The sequence below is a fragment of the uncultured Sphingomonas sp. genome, from assembly GCF_937871615.1.
Classification (GTDB): Bacteria; Pseudomonadota; Alphaproteobacteria; order Sphingomonadales; family Sphingomonadaceae; genus Sphingomonas.
In genome coordinates this window covers 15,967-33,383 of record NZ_CALMPA010000021.1, presented here as the reverse complement: position 1 = coordinate 33,383, position 17,417 = coordinate 15,967, and the positions used below count along the sequence as shown (strand labels likewise).

The following is a 17,417-nucleotide window of genomic DNA, read 5'->3' as shown; positions in this document are numbered from 1 at the left end:
GCCAAAACTTGCCTCGCCCCACATGCGGGCTCAGGCTGTGACGGCAGGGAAGGCGGGCGCGCAACGCACCTTGCCCGACAGATCGCGCCCCACCACGCCGGTCAGCCAGTTCGCCACGTCGATCGCCAGCGCGCGGTCATAGCCGGTTGCGATGCGCGAACGATCGAGCAGATAGAGGACATCCTCGGTTGCGACATTGCCTGATGCGCCGGGGGCGAACGGGCAGCCGCCGAGCCCGCCGAGTGCCGCGTCGATCACGGATGCGCCGGCGTTGATCGCGGCCCAGACATTGGCGACAGCGGTGTTGCGCGTATCGTGGAAATGCACCCGCACGGGAAGCGGCGCGATCGCCTCCGCCACGCGCGCGACCGCCTCGCTTACCTGCCCCGGCACCGCGGCGCCGATCGTATCCGCCAGCGCGACTTCGCGCGGGGAAGCATCTGCCGCGCGTTTCGCCATCTCCACCACGCGATCGAGCGGAACCTCGCCCTCGAACGGGCAGCCGAAGGCGGTGGCGATGGTGATCTGCGCGCTGCGCCCCGCCGCCCGCGCCAGCGCGACCGTCTCGCGCGCCACGTCGAGCGACTCGGCGCTCGTCTGCCCCTGATTGCGGATGCCGAACGTGTCGCTGGCGATGCACACCGCGCCCAACTCGTCGATCCGCGTGGCGAGCGCGCGTTCCGCGCCGCGCCGGTTGAGCACCAGGGCGATGAACGTCACGTCATCGCGATCCGGCAGGCCGGCCACCACCTCGTCCGCATCCGCCATTTGCGGCACGCGGCGCGGGTTGACGAAACTCGTCACCTCCAGCCGGCGCGCACCCGCGACGATGGCGCGGTCGATCAGTTCCAGCTTGTGCGCGGTCGAAACGATGCGGGCCTCATTCTGCAATCCGTCTCGCGGCGCGACCTCGACGATTTCGATAGCAGGCAATGATTGCTCCTTCCGAAAAAGATAGTATACTAAGTAAATCGCGTCCGCAAGCTGGTCCATAGCCGCCGGCACGGCTTGCGCCGCGCGATGCAACACCGTTTAAGCGAGTTCATGCGGTCGATCGAATTAATCATTCATCTGTTCCAGCGTTTCTGCTGGCTCGACGAGGGCCTTCAGGCGCGGGTCCATGACAGGGGGTGGCCGGATATCAGCCGGGCGCAATCAATGGTGATGGTCAATATCGTCAGCGGGGTCACCCGGCCGTCGGAAATCGCCCGCCGCATGGGCGTTTCGCGTCAGGCGATCCACAGCACGATCGCGCAGATGGTGGAGAAGGATGTCGTCACGCTGGAGGACGATCCCGACGACGCCCGCCACAAGCGCCTGATGCTCACCCCGTTCGGTGAACAGATGCGCGGCGATGCGCAGGACGCGATGAGCGAGCTTGTCGCGCAGATCACCGCGAAGGTGGGGCAGAAACGGTTCGAAATGTTGCTCGAAACGCTGGCGGCGGATTGGGGCAAGCCGATATGAAGCCATGGACGATCGTCACCTCGCGCGCGGCGCTGCTGCGCGATGCGGATATCGACACCGACAAGATCCTTCCCGCACGGTTCATGAAGGGCCTGGATCGGCGCGGGCTCGGCGCGCATCTGTTCGCCGACATGCGTGCGATCGATTCGCGTTTCCTGATTGATCCCGCCGCGCGGATATTGGTGGCGGGGCGCAATTTCGGCTCCGGTTCGTCGCGCGAGCACGCGGTATGGGCGCTTGACGATCATGGCATCCGCTGTGTCATCGCGCCGAGCTTCGGCGGGATTTTCAGCGGCAACGCGGCGACCAACGGGCTGTTGCTCGTCGCGCCCGCACCCGGCGATTATGCCGCGCTGGTGGATCTGCTGACGGAGACGCCGGGCACGCCCGTCACGGTGAACCTGCCCGATTGCACCATCAGCGCGGGTGCGCTGCGCATGACGTTCGCGATTGATCCCGATCTGCGCGAGGCGCTGCTTGCCGGGCTGGATGATATCGGCCGCACGCTGCGCCACGCCGCAGCGATCGACGCGTTCGAGGATCGCGCGTCGACTAGGCCGTGAACCCATGAATGGGCCTGCTATTTCGATATGCTAACGCTGGCGAGTTCCTCTATAAGAACGGTTCGGGTCGCGTCGCCGAGGTAGCGCTTTGCATGGGGATATAGGCTGAGGCGGCCGACCAGCCTTACCGTATATGTTCCCCAAGGCGGCTCAGGCTTCCGCCAACCCGCCGCCTTTCGGGCTGCGGTGTCCAATCGCGCGCATGTGTCTCGAAGGCATTTGATCGACGCTCCATCGTCCTCCTGAAGCAATTTGCCTGTCGCATCGTGACATTGCTTGAACCGACTGTTTTCGAAGTTGGTGAACCAAGTGCAGGTAAGGGCTCGTTGCGGTCCGAAAGCCTCGCCATCGAAGATAAGGCTCCGTTGCCCCGCCGGAAGCGAAGACGCCAAAGTAAAGACAGCCAATTGCCACATGTGAGCACCATAGTCTCGCACTCGGTATTCACAATCGTGCTATCGTCATGCTGCCAAACAAACCGCGAGGCGTTTCGCACGTTGATAACCCGCGCCCCGCTAAAGCGCCGCCACGTCGATGATGCGGCCCGCGATCGCGGCGGCGGCGGCCATTGCGGGGCTCATCAGATGGGTGCGCCCGCCCGCGCCCTGCCGGTTCTCGAAATTGCGGTTCGAGGTCGCCGCGCAACGCTGGCCGGGCGCGAGGCGATCCGGGTTCATGCCGACGCACATCGAGCAGCCGGGTTCGCGCCATTCGAAGCCGGCGGCGATGAAGATATCGGCCAGCCCCTCATCCTCGGCTTGCTGGCGCACCAGCCCCGAACCGGGCACGATCATCGCCCCGACGCCCGCCGCGACACGGCGACCGCGCACGACGTCGGCGGCGGCGCGAAGGTCTTCGATCCGGCTGTTGGTGCATGATCCGATGAACACCCGATCAATCGGCAATCCGGCGATCGGCTGGCCGGGGGAGAGCCCCATATAGGCGAGCGCGCGTTCCTGGGCGGCGCGATCGAGCGGATCGGTGGTGGCGCGCGGATCGGGCAAAGCTTCGTCCACCGCGACCACCTGCGACGGGTTGGTGCCCCAGGTGACCATCGCGCGCAGCCCCGCCGCGTCGACCTCGACCTCGCGATCGAAGCTGGCGTCGGGCGCGCTGGCGAGCGTGCGCCAGTGTGCGACCTGCCGATCCCATTCGTCGCCCTGCGGCGCGCCGGGGCGCCCGCGCAGATAGGCGAAGGTCGTTTCGTCCGGCGCGATCAGCGCGGCGCGCGCGCCCATCTCCACCGCGAGATTGCACAGCGTCATGCGCCCTTCCATCGACAATGCGCGCACCGCCGGCCCCGTGAATTCGATCGCATGGCCAAGCCCGCCACCCACCCCGATCGCACGCAGGATGCCGAGCGCGAGATCCTTGGCCGAAAGGTGCGCGGGCAGCGCGCCGGTGACGTTGACGCGCATTGTTTTGGGCTTGCGTAGCCGCAGCGTCTGCGTTGCCAGCACATGTTCGATCTGGGTCGTGCCGATGCCGAACGCCAGCGCGCCGAACGCGCCGTGCGTGGAGGTGTGGCTGTCGCCGCACACGATCGTCATGCCGGGATGGGTGCGGCCCTGTTCGGGCGCCACGACATGCACGATGCCGTTGCGCGGATCGCCCATGTCGAACCGCTCGATCCCGTAGCGGGTGCTGTTTTCCACCAGCCGGGTGAGTTGCGCGCGGGCCTGCGGATCGGCGACGGCGGCAATGCCGTCTTCCTGCCCGACGGTGGGGACATTGTGATCGAACAGCGCCAGCGCGCGCGCCGGCTGACGCACGGGACGGCCATGCGCCTCAAGCCCGGCGAAGGCCTGCGGCGAGGTGACCTCGTGGAGCAGGTGAAGGTCGACGTAGAGCAACGTCTCGCCGCCGTCTTCCAGGATGCGGTGGCGATCCCAGACGTGATCGAAAAGGGTGCCGCTCACACGATGCCGCGCTGCTTGAGGTCCGCGAGCGCCGCGGCGTCGTAACCGACCTCGCCGAGCAGCGCGTCGGTATCCGCGCCGACCGTGACCGGGGCGGCGGCGCGCACGCCGCCGGGCGTGCGGGAGAGGCGGGGGAACACGCCCTGCATCGGCAGCGTGCCGTGATGCTTGGTCTCCACCGAGACGATCGCCTCACGCGCCGCGAAATGCGGATCGGCGAGCATGTCGCGCGCGGCGAACATCCGCCCGGCGGGGACGGCATATTCCTCCATCAGCTTTTCGACTGCCGCGACGGTCTGCCCGCGGGTCCAGTTGGCGATCATCTCGTCGAGCAGCGCCTGGTTCTGCCCGCGCGCGACATGCGTGGCGAAGCGCGGATCCTCGCCAAGCTCGGGCTGGCCCATCGCGGTCGCCAGCCGGCGGAAGATCGCATCCTGATTGCCCGCGATCAGCAACTCGCCATCGCTGCACGGATAGACGTTGGACGGCGCGATGCCCTTGAGGATCGAGCCGGAGCGCACGCGGACATGGCCGGCGGCGGCATATTCGGGGACGAGGCCCTCCATCACCTGCAACACCGATTCGAACAGGCTGACGTCGACCACCTGGCCGCGTCCGCTTTTCTCACGTTCGTGCAGCGCGGCGAGCGCGCCGAGGCAGCCATAGGTGCCCGCAAGGCTGTCACCGATCGAAACGCCGAGTCGCGATGGTGGGCGGTCAGCCGTGCCGACCAACGCGCGCCAGCCGCCCATCGCCTCACCGATCCCGCCGAAGCCGGCGCGTGTGGAATAGGGGCCGGTCTGCCCGTAACCGGAAACGCGCACCACGATCAGCCGGGGGTTGGCCGCGCACAGATCAGCGGGCGCGAGATTCCACTTTTCCAGCGTGCCGGGGCGGAAATTCTCGATCAGCACATCGGCGGTGGCGATCAGGCGCCGCGCGATTTCCTGCCCCTCGGGCGTGCGCAGATCGGCGGCGACCGAACGCTTGTTGCGCGCGATCACCTCCCACCACACCGGCGGATCGCCCGCCCCCCATTGGCGCATCGGATCGCCCGTCTTGGGCGGTTCGATCTTGATTACGTTCGCGCCGAGATCGCCGAACAACTGGGCGCAGAACGGCCCGGCGATCAGCTGTCCCAGCTCGACGACGCGAATATCCGAAAGTGGCCCCACGATGATCCTCAACAATGCTTAGATTGCTAAGATATATTCGACTGGCGAGCAGCGCAAGCCTGTCGTCGTCATGGGCGAAGGCGCTCGGCCACCTCCAGCACGCGCGCGACCAGCCCGTCGAGGATCATGTTCGGCAGCGGCTCCGCCAGCGCGCGCTCTGCTGTGAAGGCGCGATCCGCGAACGGCACCGCGAGTTGCTCGGGGACGACCATCATCTGCACGGTGCCCAGAATCTGGCGCAGATGGGCAAGCGCGCGCATCCCGCCGAACGGGCCGATCGACGCCGCCATGATCCCGGCGGTCTTGCCGCGAAAGGCGGAGAGCGTAACCAGGGTCTCGCCCTCGCCGGGTCGCGAAGCCCAGTCGATCGCGTTCTTGAGCAACGTGGAGATCGAGCCATTATGCTCCGGCGTCGCGATCAGTACGCCGTCGCTTCCCGCCAGCACCGCCTTCAGCCGGCGCGCATCGGGCGGGCAATCCTGAAGCTCCAGATCCTGCGAATAGACCGGCAGGTTATAGGTGGCGAGGTCGATTACCTCGGCCTCGCCGCCCGCCGCCGCGATGCGCGCGGCGGCGAGCGCCGCAAGCGCGCTGTTGTGCGATCCGTTGCGCACGCTTCCCGAAATCACCGCTATCCGAACCGACATCGCCCACCCCTTGGTAAATTAACTACCTAAGTAATGAGGGCGATGGCGATCCAGTCAAGCCTTTCCGTCAGGATCGCTGTTCAGATCGGGCGAATCATGGCTGGTTTCGGCGGTAAGATTGCCGATCACCCGCCGCAGCAGGTGCCGCAATGTTTCCACTTCATCATCGCTCATCCCGGCGGTCGCGGTCGCATGTACCTCGGCATTGAGCGGGGTCAGCTTCGCTTCCAGCGATTTCGCGAACGGGGTCAGATGAATATAGATTTTGCGCCGATCTATCTGGCTTTTCTCGCGGCGGATCAGCTTGGCGGCTTCCAGCCCCTTCAGCGCGACGACGGTAGTGGGCTCGCGCATACCGACACGCTCGCTCAATTCGCGCTGGGTAATGCCGTCCTCTACCCACAATTGCCGCAGGAAACGCCATTGCCCGGCGGAAATTTCATGCTGCAACGTATGGCGTTCCAGCAACCGTGAAAAGTTGCGGAACACGATCCGCGTGAGATAGCCGATGCTGTTCTCTGGATTCTTGTAATATTCTGGCGGGTGACGGGTCGTTCGCTTTTCGGTCAACGTACGTGCTCCGGATAACTGGCTTATATTGTGCAGGGTAAGAGGTTCTGTCCCATCGGGCAACGCTCAATAGAACGCTTATGAAACAATCAGCGATTCGTGTTACTTTGTCGATCATTGTCCACGCGATCATATTGCGCCTGAATTTCGGCGGGCGGGTCTTCGTCGCCTTGCTCGGGCAAAGTCTTGTGCAGGGTGATCGCCCATCGTTCGAGCCAGGTGATGCCATCCTTCCCGGCATAATCATCCGGCGTGCGATAAGCGCGATCGCGCATCGCCCGATTGAGCGAAACCGGGCGAAGGTGCGCCGCGCGGAGCAGTTTCGCCAGGCCGTCCAGCGTATCCGCGTTGAGCCGGGTGCAATGGAGCAGCATGACATGCGCGATATCGCGCCCGAACAGCACCCGCGCGCTCGTCTGTGACCAGCGGATGCGGATCGCGGTATAAGCGAGATAGGCTTTGCGGATGCTTTGTTGCCGCGCGATGTCATGCCGCGCGATCGCGTCGTCATAAGGCTCGGCGAACTCCCAGTCCTCCGCGTCGATCGTCACCGGGGCGATGCGATAGCCATGCGTGGCGAGCCAGCCGTCGATCTGATTGCGCACCGCCGCGGGATAGCCGGTTTCCAGATAGGGATGGCGAAACCACTGCAGCTTCAGCCCGCGCTTCTCCAGCATCGGGCGCGTGATCTGCTCGCCGCGCGCGATGTCCGCGATATATCCTTCCGCGCCCAGCTTGTTGGGTGAATCGTGCGAGAAGGTGTGGTTGCCGAGCAGCATCCCGGCATCGAGCCAGCGCGCGAGATTGGTGATCTGATGCTCGGGCTGGAGATCGCCGATCTTGCTTTCGTTGACGAAGCCGATCGCCGGGAAACGGTGTCGCTTCAGCTTGTACAACAGGCGCGCGTTCAGATCATCGACATAGGCCTGATCGGGCAGGATCGAGAGCGCCGGCAGATCGTCGAAGGTCAGCGCGACCGTGCCTGCGCGCGCGGCGGCTGGCCCGACAAGAACCAGCGCAAAGAACGCCAGCGCCCCCGCGATATGTTGCAATCCGCCCCCTCTCGCCAATTCGATCCCCTTTCGCCTGCCCCGGTCTGATCCGGCATATGGCAATGCTTGCCGGGCCGCCGGGTTCCATCAGTGCGCGGGCGAATCAGCCGGCGGGCGTTGCGTTCATCGTCCTCGCGACCTGTTCGGCGCGCTCCATAACGCGCAGCACATTGCCGCCGGCCAGCCCCGCCACGTCCGCGTCCGACCAGCCGCGCCGCATCATCTCGGCGAGCAGCGCGGGATAGGTGGAGACATCTTCCAGCCCGGTCGGCAGCGGGTGGCCGACGCCATCGAAATCCGATCCGAGGCCGACGCTCGCCTTGCCGGCGATGCGTGCGACATGCTCGATATGATCGGCTACCTCGGCCAGCGTGGCGCGTGGCTCGGGGTGGTCCTTCAGCCATGCGGCATAAGCGGTGGCGGCCTTTTCGGGTTGGCCGATATAGAGGCCGCGAAACGGCGGCGAGTTCAGCCGGGTCTTCTCCGCTGCCGAATCCGCGGCCCAGCGCCGGTTCCTGTCCGAAACATAGCCCGGTGCGAAATCCACCATCACCACGCCGCCATTCGCGCCCACCAGCCGCAGCACATCGTCGGAGACGTTGCGCGGATGATCGTTGACCGCGCGCGCGCCCGAATGGGAAAAGATCACCGGCGCCTTCGTCTCGGCGAGCGCAGAGCGCATCGTATCCTCGCTGACGTGCGACAGATCGACCAGCATCCCTAGCCGGTTCAGCTCGCGCACCACCGATTTGCCGAACGGGGTGAGGCCGTTGTGCTGCGGATTGTCCGTCGCCGAATCCGCCCAGTCGATGGTGCGCGAATGGGTGAGCGTGAGATAACCCGCCCCCAATGCCGCATAGCTGCGTAGGATCGAAAGATTGCCGTCGATCTGCCCGCCGCCCTCTACCCCCATCATCGAGGCGATCTTTCCGGCGGCATGGGCGCGGCGCACGTCGGCGGCGGTGCGCGCCAGCACGAACGTGTCCGGGTAACGCGCGACGATCGACTTCACGAGATCAATCTGTTCCAGCGTGCGCTCCACCTGCTCCTTGCCGGGCAGGTCGGCGGGGACATAGACCGACCAGAACTGGCCGCCGACCATGCCCTTGCGCAGCCGCGCGATATCCGTGTCATATGGCTCGCCGGAGACGTGGGAGAGATCGCGCAGGTCCATCGTCCAGCGCCGGGCGCCCTCGCGGTCGGCCAGCGCCTCGGGCCAGTCGTTATGCCCGTCGATCAGCGGCGTGGTGCGCAGGATGCGCGCGACGCGCGCGGCATAATCCTGCGCGAGCGCGGGCGAGGCGGAAAGCGTGGCGCATAAGGCGGCGAGCAGCGGGGCGGCGATCCAGCGCCTGCCCTGCCGGCGGCGATTGCCGGTCGGGTGGTTCAACAACTTCCTCTCACTCCCCGTAATCATGAACGCCGGTGCCGTGCCTCAGCGCGCCGCCTCGAACGGCAGGGTATAGCCGGTCATCCGCTGGCGAAGCAGCTTCTTGTCGATCTTGCCGGTCGCGCCGAGCGGGATTTCATCGACGAACAGCACGTCGTCGGGCATCCACCAGCGCGCGATCTTTCCATCGAGAAAGGCGGTGAGATCCTCGCGGCAGGCGGTGGCGCCGGGCTTGAGCTGGCACAAGAGGATCGGGCGCTCATCCCATTTGGGATGCGCGACGCCGATCACCGCCGCCACCGCGACCGCCGGATGGCCGACCGCGATATTCTCGATCTCGATCGAACTGATCCATTCGCCGCCCGATTTCACCACATCCTTGGCGCGATCGGTGATCTGCATATAGCCTTGGGCGTCGATCGTCGAAACGTCGCCGGTGTCGAAGAAGCCTTCCTCGTCAAGCACGTCGCCGCCATCGCCGCCGAAATAGCCGGCAACGATCGTCGGCCCCTTTATCATCAGCCGCCCCGGCGTCTTACCGTCGTGCGGCAGCCGCTTGCCCTCGTCGTCGGTCAGCTTGAGTTCCAGCCCGCACAGCAGGCGGCCTTGCTTGATCGCATAACGCATCTGCTCGTCGGGGCTGAGCGCGGCGACCTCGACGGAAGGGGTGGAGATGGTGGCGAGCGGCGAGGTTTCCGTCATGCCCCAGCCCTGGGTGATCTCTACGCCGTAATCGTCGCGGAAGGCGCGCACCAGCATTTCGGGCACCGCCGATCCGCCGATCACCACGCGCCGCAACGTGCCCAGCCCGCGCCCGCTGGACTTCAGATATTGCAGCACGCCCTGCCAGATCGTCGGCACCGCGGCGGAGAAGGTGATGCCTTCCGCCTCGATCAGGTCGACGAGCGATTCGCCATCCATCTTCTGCCCCGGCAGCACCAGCTTCGCGCCGACGGCGGGGGCGGAATAGACCATGCCCCAGGCGTTGGCGTGATACATCGGCACGACCATCAGCACGCTGTCGCGCCCCGACAGCGCGAGCGCATCCGCCTGCAGCGTCATCAGCGCGTGGATATAGTTCGAGCGATGCCCGTAGAGCACGCCCTTGGGATTGCCCGTCGTGCCCGAGGTGTAGCAAAGCCCGCAGGCGGTATTCTCGTCGAACCCGCCCCAGGCATATTCGGCCGGCTCGCCTTCCGCCCATGCGTCGAACGCGGTGGCGGCATAATCGGTCCTGGGCAGCGCGGCGGCATCGCACATGAAGATCACCCGCTCGATCGTCGGCGCGAGCGGCAGCAACTGGCCGATCAGATCGGCGCAGGAAGGATCGGCGAATAGGATGCGATCGCCGGCATGATTGGCGATATAGGCGATCTGCTCAAGGAACAGCCGCGGGTTGAGCGTATGCAGCACCGCGCCCATCCCCGCCGCGCCATACCAGACGGCGAGGTGGCGGGTGGAGTTCCAGCCCATCGTCGCCACGCGATCGCCGGGGCGGATGCCGGCGCGGGCGAGGCCGTTCGAGACGCGCTTCGCCAGCGTGTGGATCGCGCCATAGCTGCTGCGGGTGACGATGCCGTCCGCATCGCGCGAAACGATCTCGCGATCATTATGCCATGCCGCCGCATGATCGAGGAACTTGTCCACCGTCAGCGAGCCATGCTGCATCAACCCGAGCATTTACAACCTCTCCCATCCTTATGTCCGGCTCACATAGAAAAACTTAGCTTCCTATGGAAGTCCGCTTGTGAGGCAATTTCAGCCCAACCAGTACCAGATGCCGGCGCGCCATCCAGCCAGCGGGATATGCACCCAGCTTGCGACCAGCCAGACGATTAGTCCACCGGCCAATGCGTGCATCCCGAATCCGCCGAGCCGCGCGCGACCGCCGGCGATGGCGGCGAACGGCCAGTAGCTCGTTCGCCTTTCCCATTCGCGCCAGAATTCGGGCTGGAGCGCCTCTTTCTTGCGATCCTGCATCGCGGCGCCCACCAGCGCCAGCACGATGATCGCCAGCGCGACGACGATGTTCGATGGCGCGGGATAGATCAGGATATGCGCCGCCCCCCACAGGGCGAAGGCCCACATCATCGGATGGCGCGTGATCGCGAACACGCCGCGCGCGTCGGGCACGATATTTGTCTTCGCCTCGGGCAGCGCCGGGTTGCGGATCAGCGAGCCCATCAACAGCACGCTCGCCACCAGCATCACGATGCTCGCCACCGCCCATAGCGCGCCGCTGACCGGCCAGAGCAATGGCGCGGGCGGCGCGGCGCGATAGGCGAGGGCGAGCCAGATCAGCGTCGCGAAGGCGACGAGGCTGTACAGCCCGAGGAAGCCGCGTGCGCCGATCCGGCTGACGATCGGCGCGCGCAACGGATGCGACAGCAGGAAATGGGTTCCCACGAAAGCGACCGCCGCCGCCACGACATTCTCCATCGCATCCTCTCCCTCATCGCCGGTTTTTACTGCACGCCGTGCATCCACTTCCTGATGAGCGGCGAGATCAGCAGCAGGAACACCCCGATCGCCGCCGCGACCAGCCCGATCGTCCAGAACACGCCGTTATACGTATCGAGGCTGACCTTGAGGTTGGTGACCTGCCCGCCCACCGTTTCGACGCTCGCCACCTGCGCCACAACGCCCGCGACATATTGCGCGACCGAGATCGACAGGAACCATACGCCCATCATCAGTCCCACGATGCGCGCGATCGACAGCTTGGTTATCATGCTGAGGCCCACCGGCGAGATGCACAATTCCGCCACCGAGTGGATCAGGTAGAGGCCCGCGAGCCACCAGATCGCCACCTTGAAATCCGGCCCGGCAAATCGGGCGCCCCAGACGAGGAACAGAAAGCCCAGCCCGACGCCGATCAGCGCGATGCCGAATTTAACGGGGACGGTCGGCTCCAGCCCGCGCTTGGCAAGCGCGTTCCACAGGATGCTCATCACCGGCGCCAGCATGACGATGAAGGCGGCGTTGAAGAATTGCGTCTGCCCGGCGGTGATCGAGAACAGGCCGAACACGCTGAGATCGGTGTTGCGGTCGGCATAGAGCGTCAGGCTCGATCCGGCCTGCTCGAACAACGTCCAGAACACCACGTTGAACACGATGAGCACCATCGCCGCCACCATCATCTGAAACTCGCGGCGATCGCCCGCGGCATAGGACCAGATGAGGATTCCGGGCACCGCGAGGAGGAAGGTGCCGAACAGCAATTTGCCCATCAGTGGCAGCGACAGGATATAGCCGACGATGCCCTCGCCCGGTTCCGCCGCCGCCGAACTCATCAGATTGGTATAGAGGAAATAGAATACCGGCACCGCGAGCAGCGCGCAGCCATAGATCACCAGCGCCCGATCCGGGCCGTCGCGCCGGGGCGGCTCGCCATAGCCATCGAGTTTGCCGCCGTTGAACTGGATCAGGAACCACGAAAACAACATGCCGATCGCGGCAAGCCCGAAGCCGGCCCACCAGCCGACCGCCACCGCGAGCCACGGGCAGAGCAATTGCGAGAAGAACGATCCCAGATTGATCCCCATATAGAAGATCGTGAAGCCGCTGTCGCGCCGTCGGTCGCCCTGCGCGTATAGTTCGCCGACCATGGTGGAGATATTGGGTTTGAAGAAGCCGTTGCCGACCGACACCATGCACAGCGCGATCAGCAGGATCATGACGTGTAGCTGGCTGCGCTCCGCATCCGATTTGAAGGCGCCGGGCGCGATATGGCGCTTCACGCTGCCGTCGGCGGCCATGAGGTCGATCGACTTGTCGTCATTACCCTTGATCTTCAGCCGCTGGCCGCCATCCAGCACATAGCGCGTCTGGGCATTGTCGCTGCCCTCGATCTGCACCTCGTAACGCTGGCCGTCGACGATGGCGAAGGGCTTCGCGGTCTGCCCGCCGAAGCACAGGGTGAAATAGCCGAGCGCCATGATGATCGCGCCGAACTTCACCGCGCGCTTCGAGCCGAGATACTGATCGGCGAGATAGCCGCCGATCAGCGGGGTCAGGTAAACCAGCGCGGTATAGCCGCCGTACAGCCCCGTCGCCTCGCGATCCCCGAACAGGAAATGCTGCGTGAGATAGAGCGTGAGGAGCGCACGCATCCCGTAATAGCCGAACCGTTCCCACATTTCGGTGGAGAACAGCCGCGCGAGTTGCCGAGGATGGCCGAACCACGTTGCCTCGGCGGCCGGATTGACGTGGGAGATATCCGGTTCGCGCGGGGTATCCGCGGTCGGGGTGTCCACCATCTGCGCTCAACTTTCCCTGAAGGTTTTGTTGCATCGGAAACTACTGCGCAAACGCGATCAGCACAACGCCACGACAATCCACGCGTTGTAAATTGGCGCGAGGGGCGGGTAGGGGGAATCGCGATGTTCAACGATCGCTCCACGCCGCTCTCGCTTCTTGCCACCCGCCGTTCGGCCAAGCCGCGCGATCTTGCCGCGCCCGGCCCGGATCCGGCGCAACTGGAGGCGATGTGCGCCATTGCCGCGCGCACGCCGGATCACGGCAAGCTCGCGCCGTGGCGCTTCGTTATCGTTGCGGCTGAGCGTCGCGCGGCGCTCGCGCAGGTGATCGTCGATGCCTATCGCGCCGAGCGGCCCGAGGCGAAACGGATCGAGATCGAGGCGCTCGAGCAATTCGCGCATCAGGCGCCGGCGCTGGTCGTTGTGCTTTCCTCGCCGCGCGCGGAGAGCAAGATTCCCTTGTGGGAACAGGAATTGTCGGCGGGTGCCGCGTGTATGAACCTGCTCCATGCCGCGCACGCGATGGGCTTCGCTGGTGGCTGGCTGACCGGCTGGGCGGCGTTCTCCGATCGCGTGCGCGATGCGTTCGGCGCGGCACCGGAGCGCATCGCCGGCTTCGTGTTCATCGGCACGCCGGCGAAACCGCTGGAGGAGCGCCCGCGCCCCGAAACGGGCGCGGTAATCAGCCATTGGCCCGGATAGGACTGGCTTTTTACCTCATTTGCTGTATTAAGGCACCATGACAGCTTTGAGCAACGAGGACAGCCCGGTTTACATCCGCCTGCGCGCCACGATCGCGGCGGCTATCCTGCGCGGGGACTATCGCGCGGGGGATCAGCTTCCCTCCGTCCGCGCGCTCGCCGCCGAGCATGGCGCGAACCCGTTGACCGTCGCCAAGGCCTATCAGAGCTTTCAGGACGAGGATTATGTCGAGGTGCGGCGCGGGGTGGGGATGTTCGTTCTCCCCGGCGCGGTGGAGCGCCTGCGGCTGGCCGAGCGCGAGACGTTCGTGCAACACCAATGGCCGCGCATCCGGGGCTATATCGAGTTGCTCGGGCTGGACCTGGCCGATCTGATGGCGGAGCGCGTGTAGCGCATAGCGTCTTTTGACCTTGTCCTTGCGCGCTACGCCTGCCCATGCGCGCTAATCAGCGGGACGAAGCGCACATCGCCGAGACAGGCTTCATCAAAGGCAGCGGTGGCGCGGCGCGTCACACGCACCAGCCTTTGCTGGTCGCGCTTGCCGACGGGCATCACCAGATGGCCGCCGATCGCCAGTTGCCAGGGCAAGCGTTCGGGGATTGAGCGGGCCGCCGCCGCGACGAGTATCGCATCGAACGGCGCTGCCTCGGGCCAACCATCTATCCCGTCGCGGGTACGTATCTCGACATTGGTGTAGCCGAGGGCCGCCATCCGTTCGCGCGCGCGATCGGCGAGTTCCGCCAGGCGCTCGACCGCATAGACCTTGTCCGCGATCCGGCTCATGACCGCGGCGGCATAGCCCGAGCCGGCGCCGATCTCCAGCACATGTGCGCCGCGCGCGATTCCCGCGCTCTCGATCATATAAGCGACGATATAGGGCTGGGAGATCGTTTGCCCCGCCTCGATCGGCAGCGCCATGTCCTCATAGGCGAGTTCGCGGAGGTGCGCGGGGACGAAGCGCTCGCGCGGGACGACGCGCATCGCGCCAAGCACCGCCGGATCGCGCACGCCACGCGCGGCGATCTGGGCATCAACCATCGCGCTGCGGAGACTGGATGCCGCCGGCATGGATCGTTCCTTCGATGCGGCGTCAACGCGCACGAAGCATCGCCGGGTCCGTTTCCATGCGCCGCCGCCGATCGTGGCATCATCGCCCGCGCCGGTCACCTTCATCCGGCGGTGTCGGATCATGTTCGATCACCCATGTGTGATTCTCGACGATCCACGCCGGCACCGGGCGCCCGCTGCCATCGCGCGCGGGGGAGAAGCGGAAGCGTTTCCGGATCAGGCCGCATGTCGTGTCGTCGAGCGCGGCACTGCCGCTGGAACGGGTCACGTCGCATTCGGTTACCCGCCCGTCGGTGCCGACGAGGTAGCGGACCGAGACGGTGCCGCTGACGCCGGCGCGCCCGGCATCGGCGGGATAATCCGAATCCTTCAGCCGCCCGCTGCGCCAGCGTGGGCCGGTGCCGCCGTCTCCATCGCCGCCGCCGCCATAGCCATTGCCTTGCCCGCCATCGCCGGTGCCGGGGCCGGCCACGTCGCTCGCCCCGGTCGTTGCCTGTGCGCCGATATAGGGCTTGGGCGTGGTGACCATCACCGGGGGAACCGGCAGCGGGATCACGGGAATGGGCGCGGCGACCGGGGTGGCCTGCGAGCGCAGATTGGGTGGCGAGGGGCTGCCCTTCGCGGCGACGCGGTGGCGTGGTGGCGGCGGAGGGACGCGTTTGGGCGGCGGTGGCGGATCGGGCAGCACGCCGAACACCGCCATGCTGCGCGCGATCACATGCGGGATGCGCACCGTCAGCCCGCTCAGCAATGCCCAGACGAGCAGCACCTGCACCACCGCTGCCGCCAGTGCGGCGACGAGGCGGTGGCGGTTCTCCGGCGCGGCGATCGTCCAGTTCACCGCGCCATAACGCACGGATCGGCTGAACGACACGTGAGTCAGGCCATGAAGGCGTCCGCGTCGAGCCGGTAGAGCGCGCTCGCATCGGCCTCGGCAGCGGCGATCTGCCCGCTGGCCTCAGGCAGAATCTGCGCGAGATAGAAGGCCGCGATCGCGCGACGCGTGCGCCCCGGCGCATCATCGGCGCTTTCGCGCGCCAGCCGTTCGACCAGCCAGCCGGCGGTGGCGACCGACAGCATGTTGAGGAAGGGATAGCTCGCCGCCAGCCGGTCATCGGCATCGGCGGTCTGGAGCCGCCGCCCGATGCGCTCGCACGCGTCGACCAGCGCGATCAGCCCGGCGTCCTGCGCCTCGGCGCGGATATCGGCGATCAGGCTGGAGAAGGCGCCGCCGTTCGACAAAGCGAGCTTGCGCCCGACGAGATCGGCGGCCTGAATGCCGTTGGTGCCTTCGTAGATCGGGGTGATCCGCGCCTCGCGGAAGAATTGCGCCGCGCCGGTTTCCTCGATGAAGCCCATGCCGCCGTGGATCTGCACGCCGAGGCTAGCGACCTCATTGCCGATATCGGTGGCGTGCGCCTTGGCGAGCGGGGTCACCAACTCCAGCCGGTCCTTCGCGGCCGCGTCGCCCAGCCCGGCGTAATCGACCTGACCGGCGGCGTAATAGACGAGCGCGCGCGCGGCGAGCGTCTGCGCCTTCATCCGCATCAGCATCCGGCGCACGTCGGGAAATTCGATGATCGCGGTCGGCTGGCCGCCGCGCGTGCCCTGGATGCGCTCGCGGGCATATTCGACCGCCTTCTGCGTCGCGCCTTCCGCCACCTGCACGCCTTGCAGGCCCACGTTGAGGCGGGCGTTGTTCATCATCGTGAACATCGCGCGCATCCCGGCATGTTCCGCGCCGATCAGGTGGCCGATGCAATCGTCATGGTCGCCGAACGAAAGAACGCAGGTGGGGGAGGCGTGCAGCCCCATCTTGTGCTCGATCGAGACGACGCGAACGTCGTTGAATGCGCCCGGATTGCCATCGGCGTCGAGCCGGTATTTGGGGACGAGGAACAGCGAGATGCCGCGCGTTCCGGCGGGCGCGTCAGGGGTGCGGGCCAGCACGAGGTGGACGATATTCTCCGCCATGTCGTGATCGCCGAACGAGATGAAGATTTTCGTCCCTTTAATCGACCAGCTACCGTCGCCGCGCGGCTTCGCCATCGTCTTGAGCGCGCCGACATCGCTGCCCGCCTGCGGCTCGGTGAGGTTCATCGTGCCGGTCCATTCGCCGGTGGTGAGGCGTGGGAGATAGGCCGCCTGCTGCTCCGGCGTGCCGTGATGCGCCAGTGCCTCGATCGCGCCGACGGTCAGGATCGGGCAGAGCGCGAACCCCATGTTCGCGGTGCCGAGCGTTTCCAGCACCGCCGTCTGGATCGTGAAGGGCAGCCCCTGCCCACCGAACGCTTCAGGCGCGCCGATCGTGCCCCAGCCGCCCTCGACAAAGGCGCGATAGGCTTGCGGATAGCCCGCCGGCATCACCACGCCGTCAGCCGTCCATTTCGCGCCGACCGTGTCGCCGGCGCGGGCGAGCGGCGCCCATTCGCCGGCCGCGAACTGGCCGATTCCTTCGAGCACCGCGTCGATCACGTCATCGGATGCCGCGGCGAAGCGATCGGTCGCGGCAAGTTCGCCAAGGCGCACGATATGATCGAGGATGAAGCGCTGTTCGGTGATCGGGGCAGTGAAGGGCATTTCTATCTCCTTGCGCGCGCCGCTA

At 66.1% G+C, this 17,417-nt stretch carries 17 protein-coding genes; 4 read left to right on the top strand and 13 right to left on the bottom strand.

Translation table 11 applies throughout. From position 1 onward, the window contains the following. Nucleotides 1-30 precede the first annotated feature (30 nt). On the bottom strand, nucleotides 31-933 hold the full coding sequence (locus tag Q0316_RS04700; RefSeq protein WP_298670297.1) for a hydroxymethylglutaryl-CoA lyase: 903 nt from the start codon (nucleotides 931-933) through the stop codon (nucleotides 31-33). Between the two features lie 111 nt (nucleotides 934-1,044). On the opposite strand from Q0316_RS04700, the gene Q0316_RS04695 reads away from it, so the two are divergent. Further along, entirely contained in the window at nucleotides 1,045-1,467 is a 423-nt protein-coding gene (locus Q0316_RS04695; RefSeq protein WP_298670295.1) for a MarR family winged helix-turn-helix transcriptional regulator, read from the top strand. Beyond that, nucleotides 1,464-2,030: a 3-isopropylmalate dehydratase small subunit gene (gene leuD / locus Q0316_RS04690; protein ID WP_298670293.1), complete on the top strand. Its 567-nt coding sequence runs from the start codon at nucleotides 1,464-1,466 to the stop codon at nucleotides 2,028-2,030. Before Q0316_RS04695 ends, leuD begins: the two co-directional genes overlap by 4 nt. A 515-nt stretch (nucleotides 2,031-2,545) precedes the next feature. Here leuD and leuC read toward each other — a convergent pair. The 9 genes from leuC to Q0316_RS04645 all read right to left on the bottom strand — a co-directional run bounded on the left by leuC (nucleotide 2,546) and on the right by Q0316_RS04645 (nucleotide 13,042). Further along, nucleotides 2,546-3,949 (bottom strand): 3-isopropylmalate dehydratase large subunit, encoded by a 1,404-nt coding sequence (gene leuC / locus Q0316_RS04685; protein WP_298670291.1) that lies wholly within the window; start codon nucleotides 3,947-3,949, stop codon nucleotides 2,546-2,548. Beyond that, on the bottom strand, nucleotides 3,946-5,127 hold the full coding sequence (locus Q0316_RS04680) for a CoA transferase (protein WP_298670512.1): 1,182 nt from the start codon (nucleotides 5,125-5,127) through the stop codon (nucleotides 3,946-3,948). Before Q0316_RS04680 ends, leuC begins: the two co-directional genes overlap by 4 nt. 65 nt (nucleotides 5,128-5,192) lie before the next feature. After that, on the bottom strand, nucleotides 5,193-5,771 hold the full coding sequence (locus tag Q0316_RS04675; protein WP_298670289.1) for an NADPH-dependent FMN reductase: 579 nt from the start codon (nucleotides 5,769-5,771) through the stop codon (nucleotides 5,193-5,195). Between the two features lie 54 nt (nucleotides 5,772-5,825). Then, a complete protein-coding gene (locus tag Q0316_RS04670) occupies nucleotides 5,826-6,341 on the bottom strand; it encodes a MarR family winged helix-turn-helix transcriptional regulator (protein WP_298670287.1) in 516 nt (171 codons plus the stop codon). Nucleotides 6,342-6,430: 89 nt separating this feature from the next. Then, nucleotides 6,431-7,393 carry a polysaccharide deacetylase family protein gene (locus tag Q0316_RS04665; RefSeq protein ID WP_298670284.1) on the bottom strand — a complete coding sequence of 321 codons (963 nt, stop codon included), beginning with the start codon at nucleotides 7,391-7,393 and terminating at the stop codon, nucleotides 6,431-6,433. 103 nt (nucleotides 7,394-7,496) lie between these two features. Next, nucleotides 7,497-8,726, bottom strand: a complete 1,230-nt coding sequence (locus Q0316_RS04660) for a dipeptidase (protein ID WP_298670511.1) — start codon at nucleotides 8,724-8,726, stop codon at nucleotides 7,497-7,499. A gap of 102 nt (nucleotides 8,727-8,828) precedes the next feature. Continuing rightward, entirely contained in the window at nucleotides 8,829-10,463 is a 1,635-nt protein-coding gene (locus Q0316_RS04655) for a long-chain-fatty-acid--CoA ligase (protein ID WP_298670282.1), read from the bottom strand. A gap of 78 nt (nucleotides 10,464-10,541) precedes the next feature. Then, a complete protein-coding gene (locus Q0316_RS04650; RefSeq protein ID WP_298670280.1) occupies nucleotides 10,542-11,222 on the bottom strand; it encodes an NnrU family protein in 681 nt (226 codons plus the stop codon). 26 nt (nucleotides 11,223-11,248) lie between these two features. Beyond that, nucleotides 11,249-13,042, bottom strand: coding sequence for a peptide MFS transporter (locus Q0316_RS04645; RefSeq protein WP_298670278.1), 1,794 nt, complete (start codon nucleotides 13,040-13,042; stop codon nucleotides 11,249-11,251). A 123-nt stretch (nucleotides 13,043-13,165) separates the two neighbouring features. Between Q0316_RS04645 and Q0316_RS04640 the strand changes: the two genes are divergently transcribed. Then, nucleotides 13,166-13,744, top strand: coding sequence for a nitroreductase (locus Q0316_RS04640; RefSeq protein WP_298670276.1), 579 nt, complete (start codon nucleotides 13,166-13,168; stop codon nucleotides 13,742-13,744). Between the two features lie 37 nt (nucleotides 13,745-13,781). Further along, nucleotides 13,782-14,135 (top strand): GntR family transcriptional regulator, encoded by a 354-nt coding sequence (locus tag Q0316_RS04635; protein ID WP_298670274.1) that lies wholly within the window; start codon nucleotides 13,782-13,784, stop codon nucleotides 14,133-14,135. Nucleotides 14,136-14,167: 32 nt separating this feature from the next. On the opposite strand, the gene Q0316_RS04630 is transcribed toward Q0316_RS04635, so the two are convergent. From Q0316_RS04630 to Q0316_RS04620, 3 genes are read right to left on the bottom strand one after another with little or no spacing between them, the layout of a single operon-like run. Then, nucleotides 14,168-14,935: a protein-L-isoaspartate(D-aspartate) O-methyltransferase gene (locus tag Q0316_RS04630; protein WP_298670272.1), complete on the bottom strand. Its 768-nt coding sequence runs from the start codon at nucleotides 14,933-14,935 to the stop codon at nucleotides 14,168-14,170. Continuing rightward, nucleotides 14,892-15,686, bottom strand: coding sequence for an energy transducer TonB (locus tag Q0316_RS04625; protein WP_298670270.1), 795 nt, complete (start codon nucleotides 15,684-15,686; stop codon nucleotides 14,892-14,894). The genes Q0316_RS04630 and Q0316_RS04625 overlap by 44 nt, the downstream gene beginning before the upstream one ends. A 5-nt stretch (nucleotides 15,687-15,691) precedes the next feature. Beyond that, nucleotides 15,692-17,392 (bottom strand): acyl-CoA dehydrogenase, encoded by a 1,701-nt coding sequence (locus Q0316_RS04620; RefSeq protein WP_298670269.1) that lies wholly within the window; start codon nucleotides 17,390-17,392, stop codon nucleotides 15,692-15,694. Nucleotides 17,393-17,417: the final 25 nt, after the last annotated feature.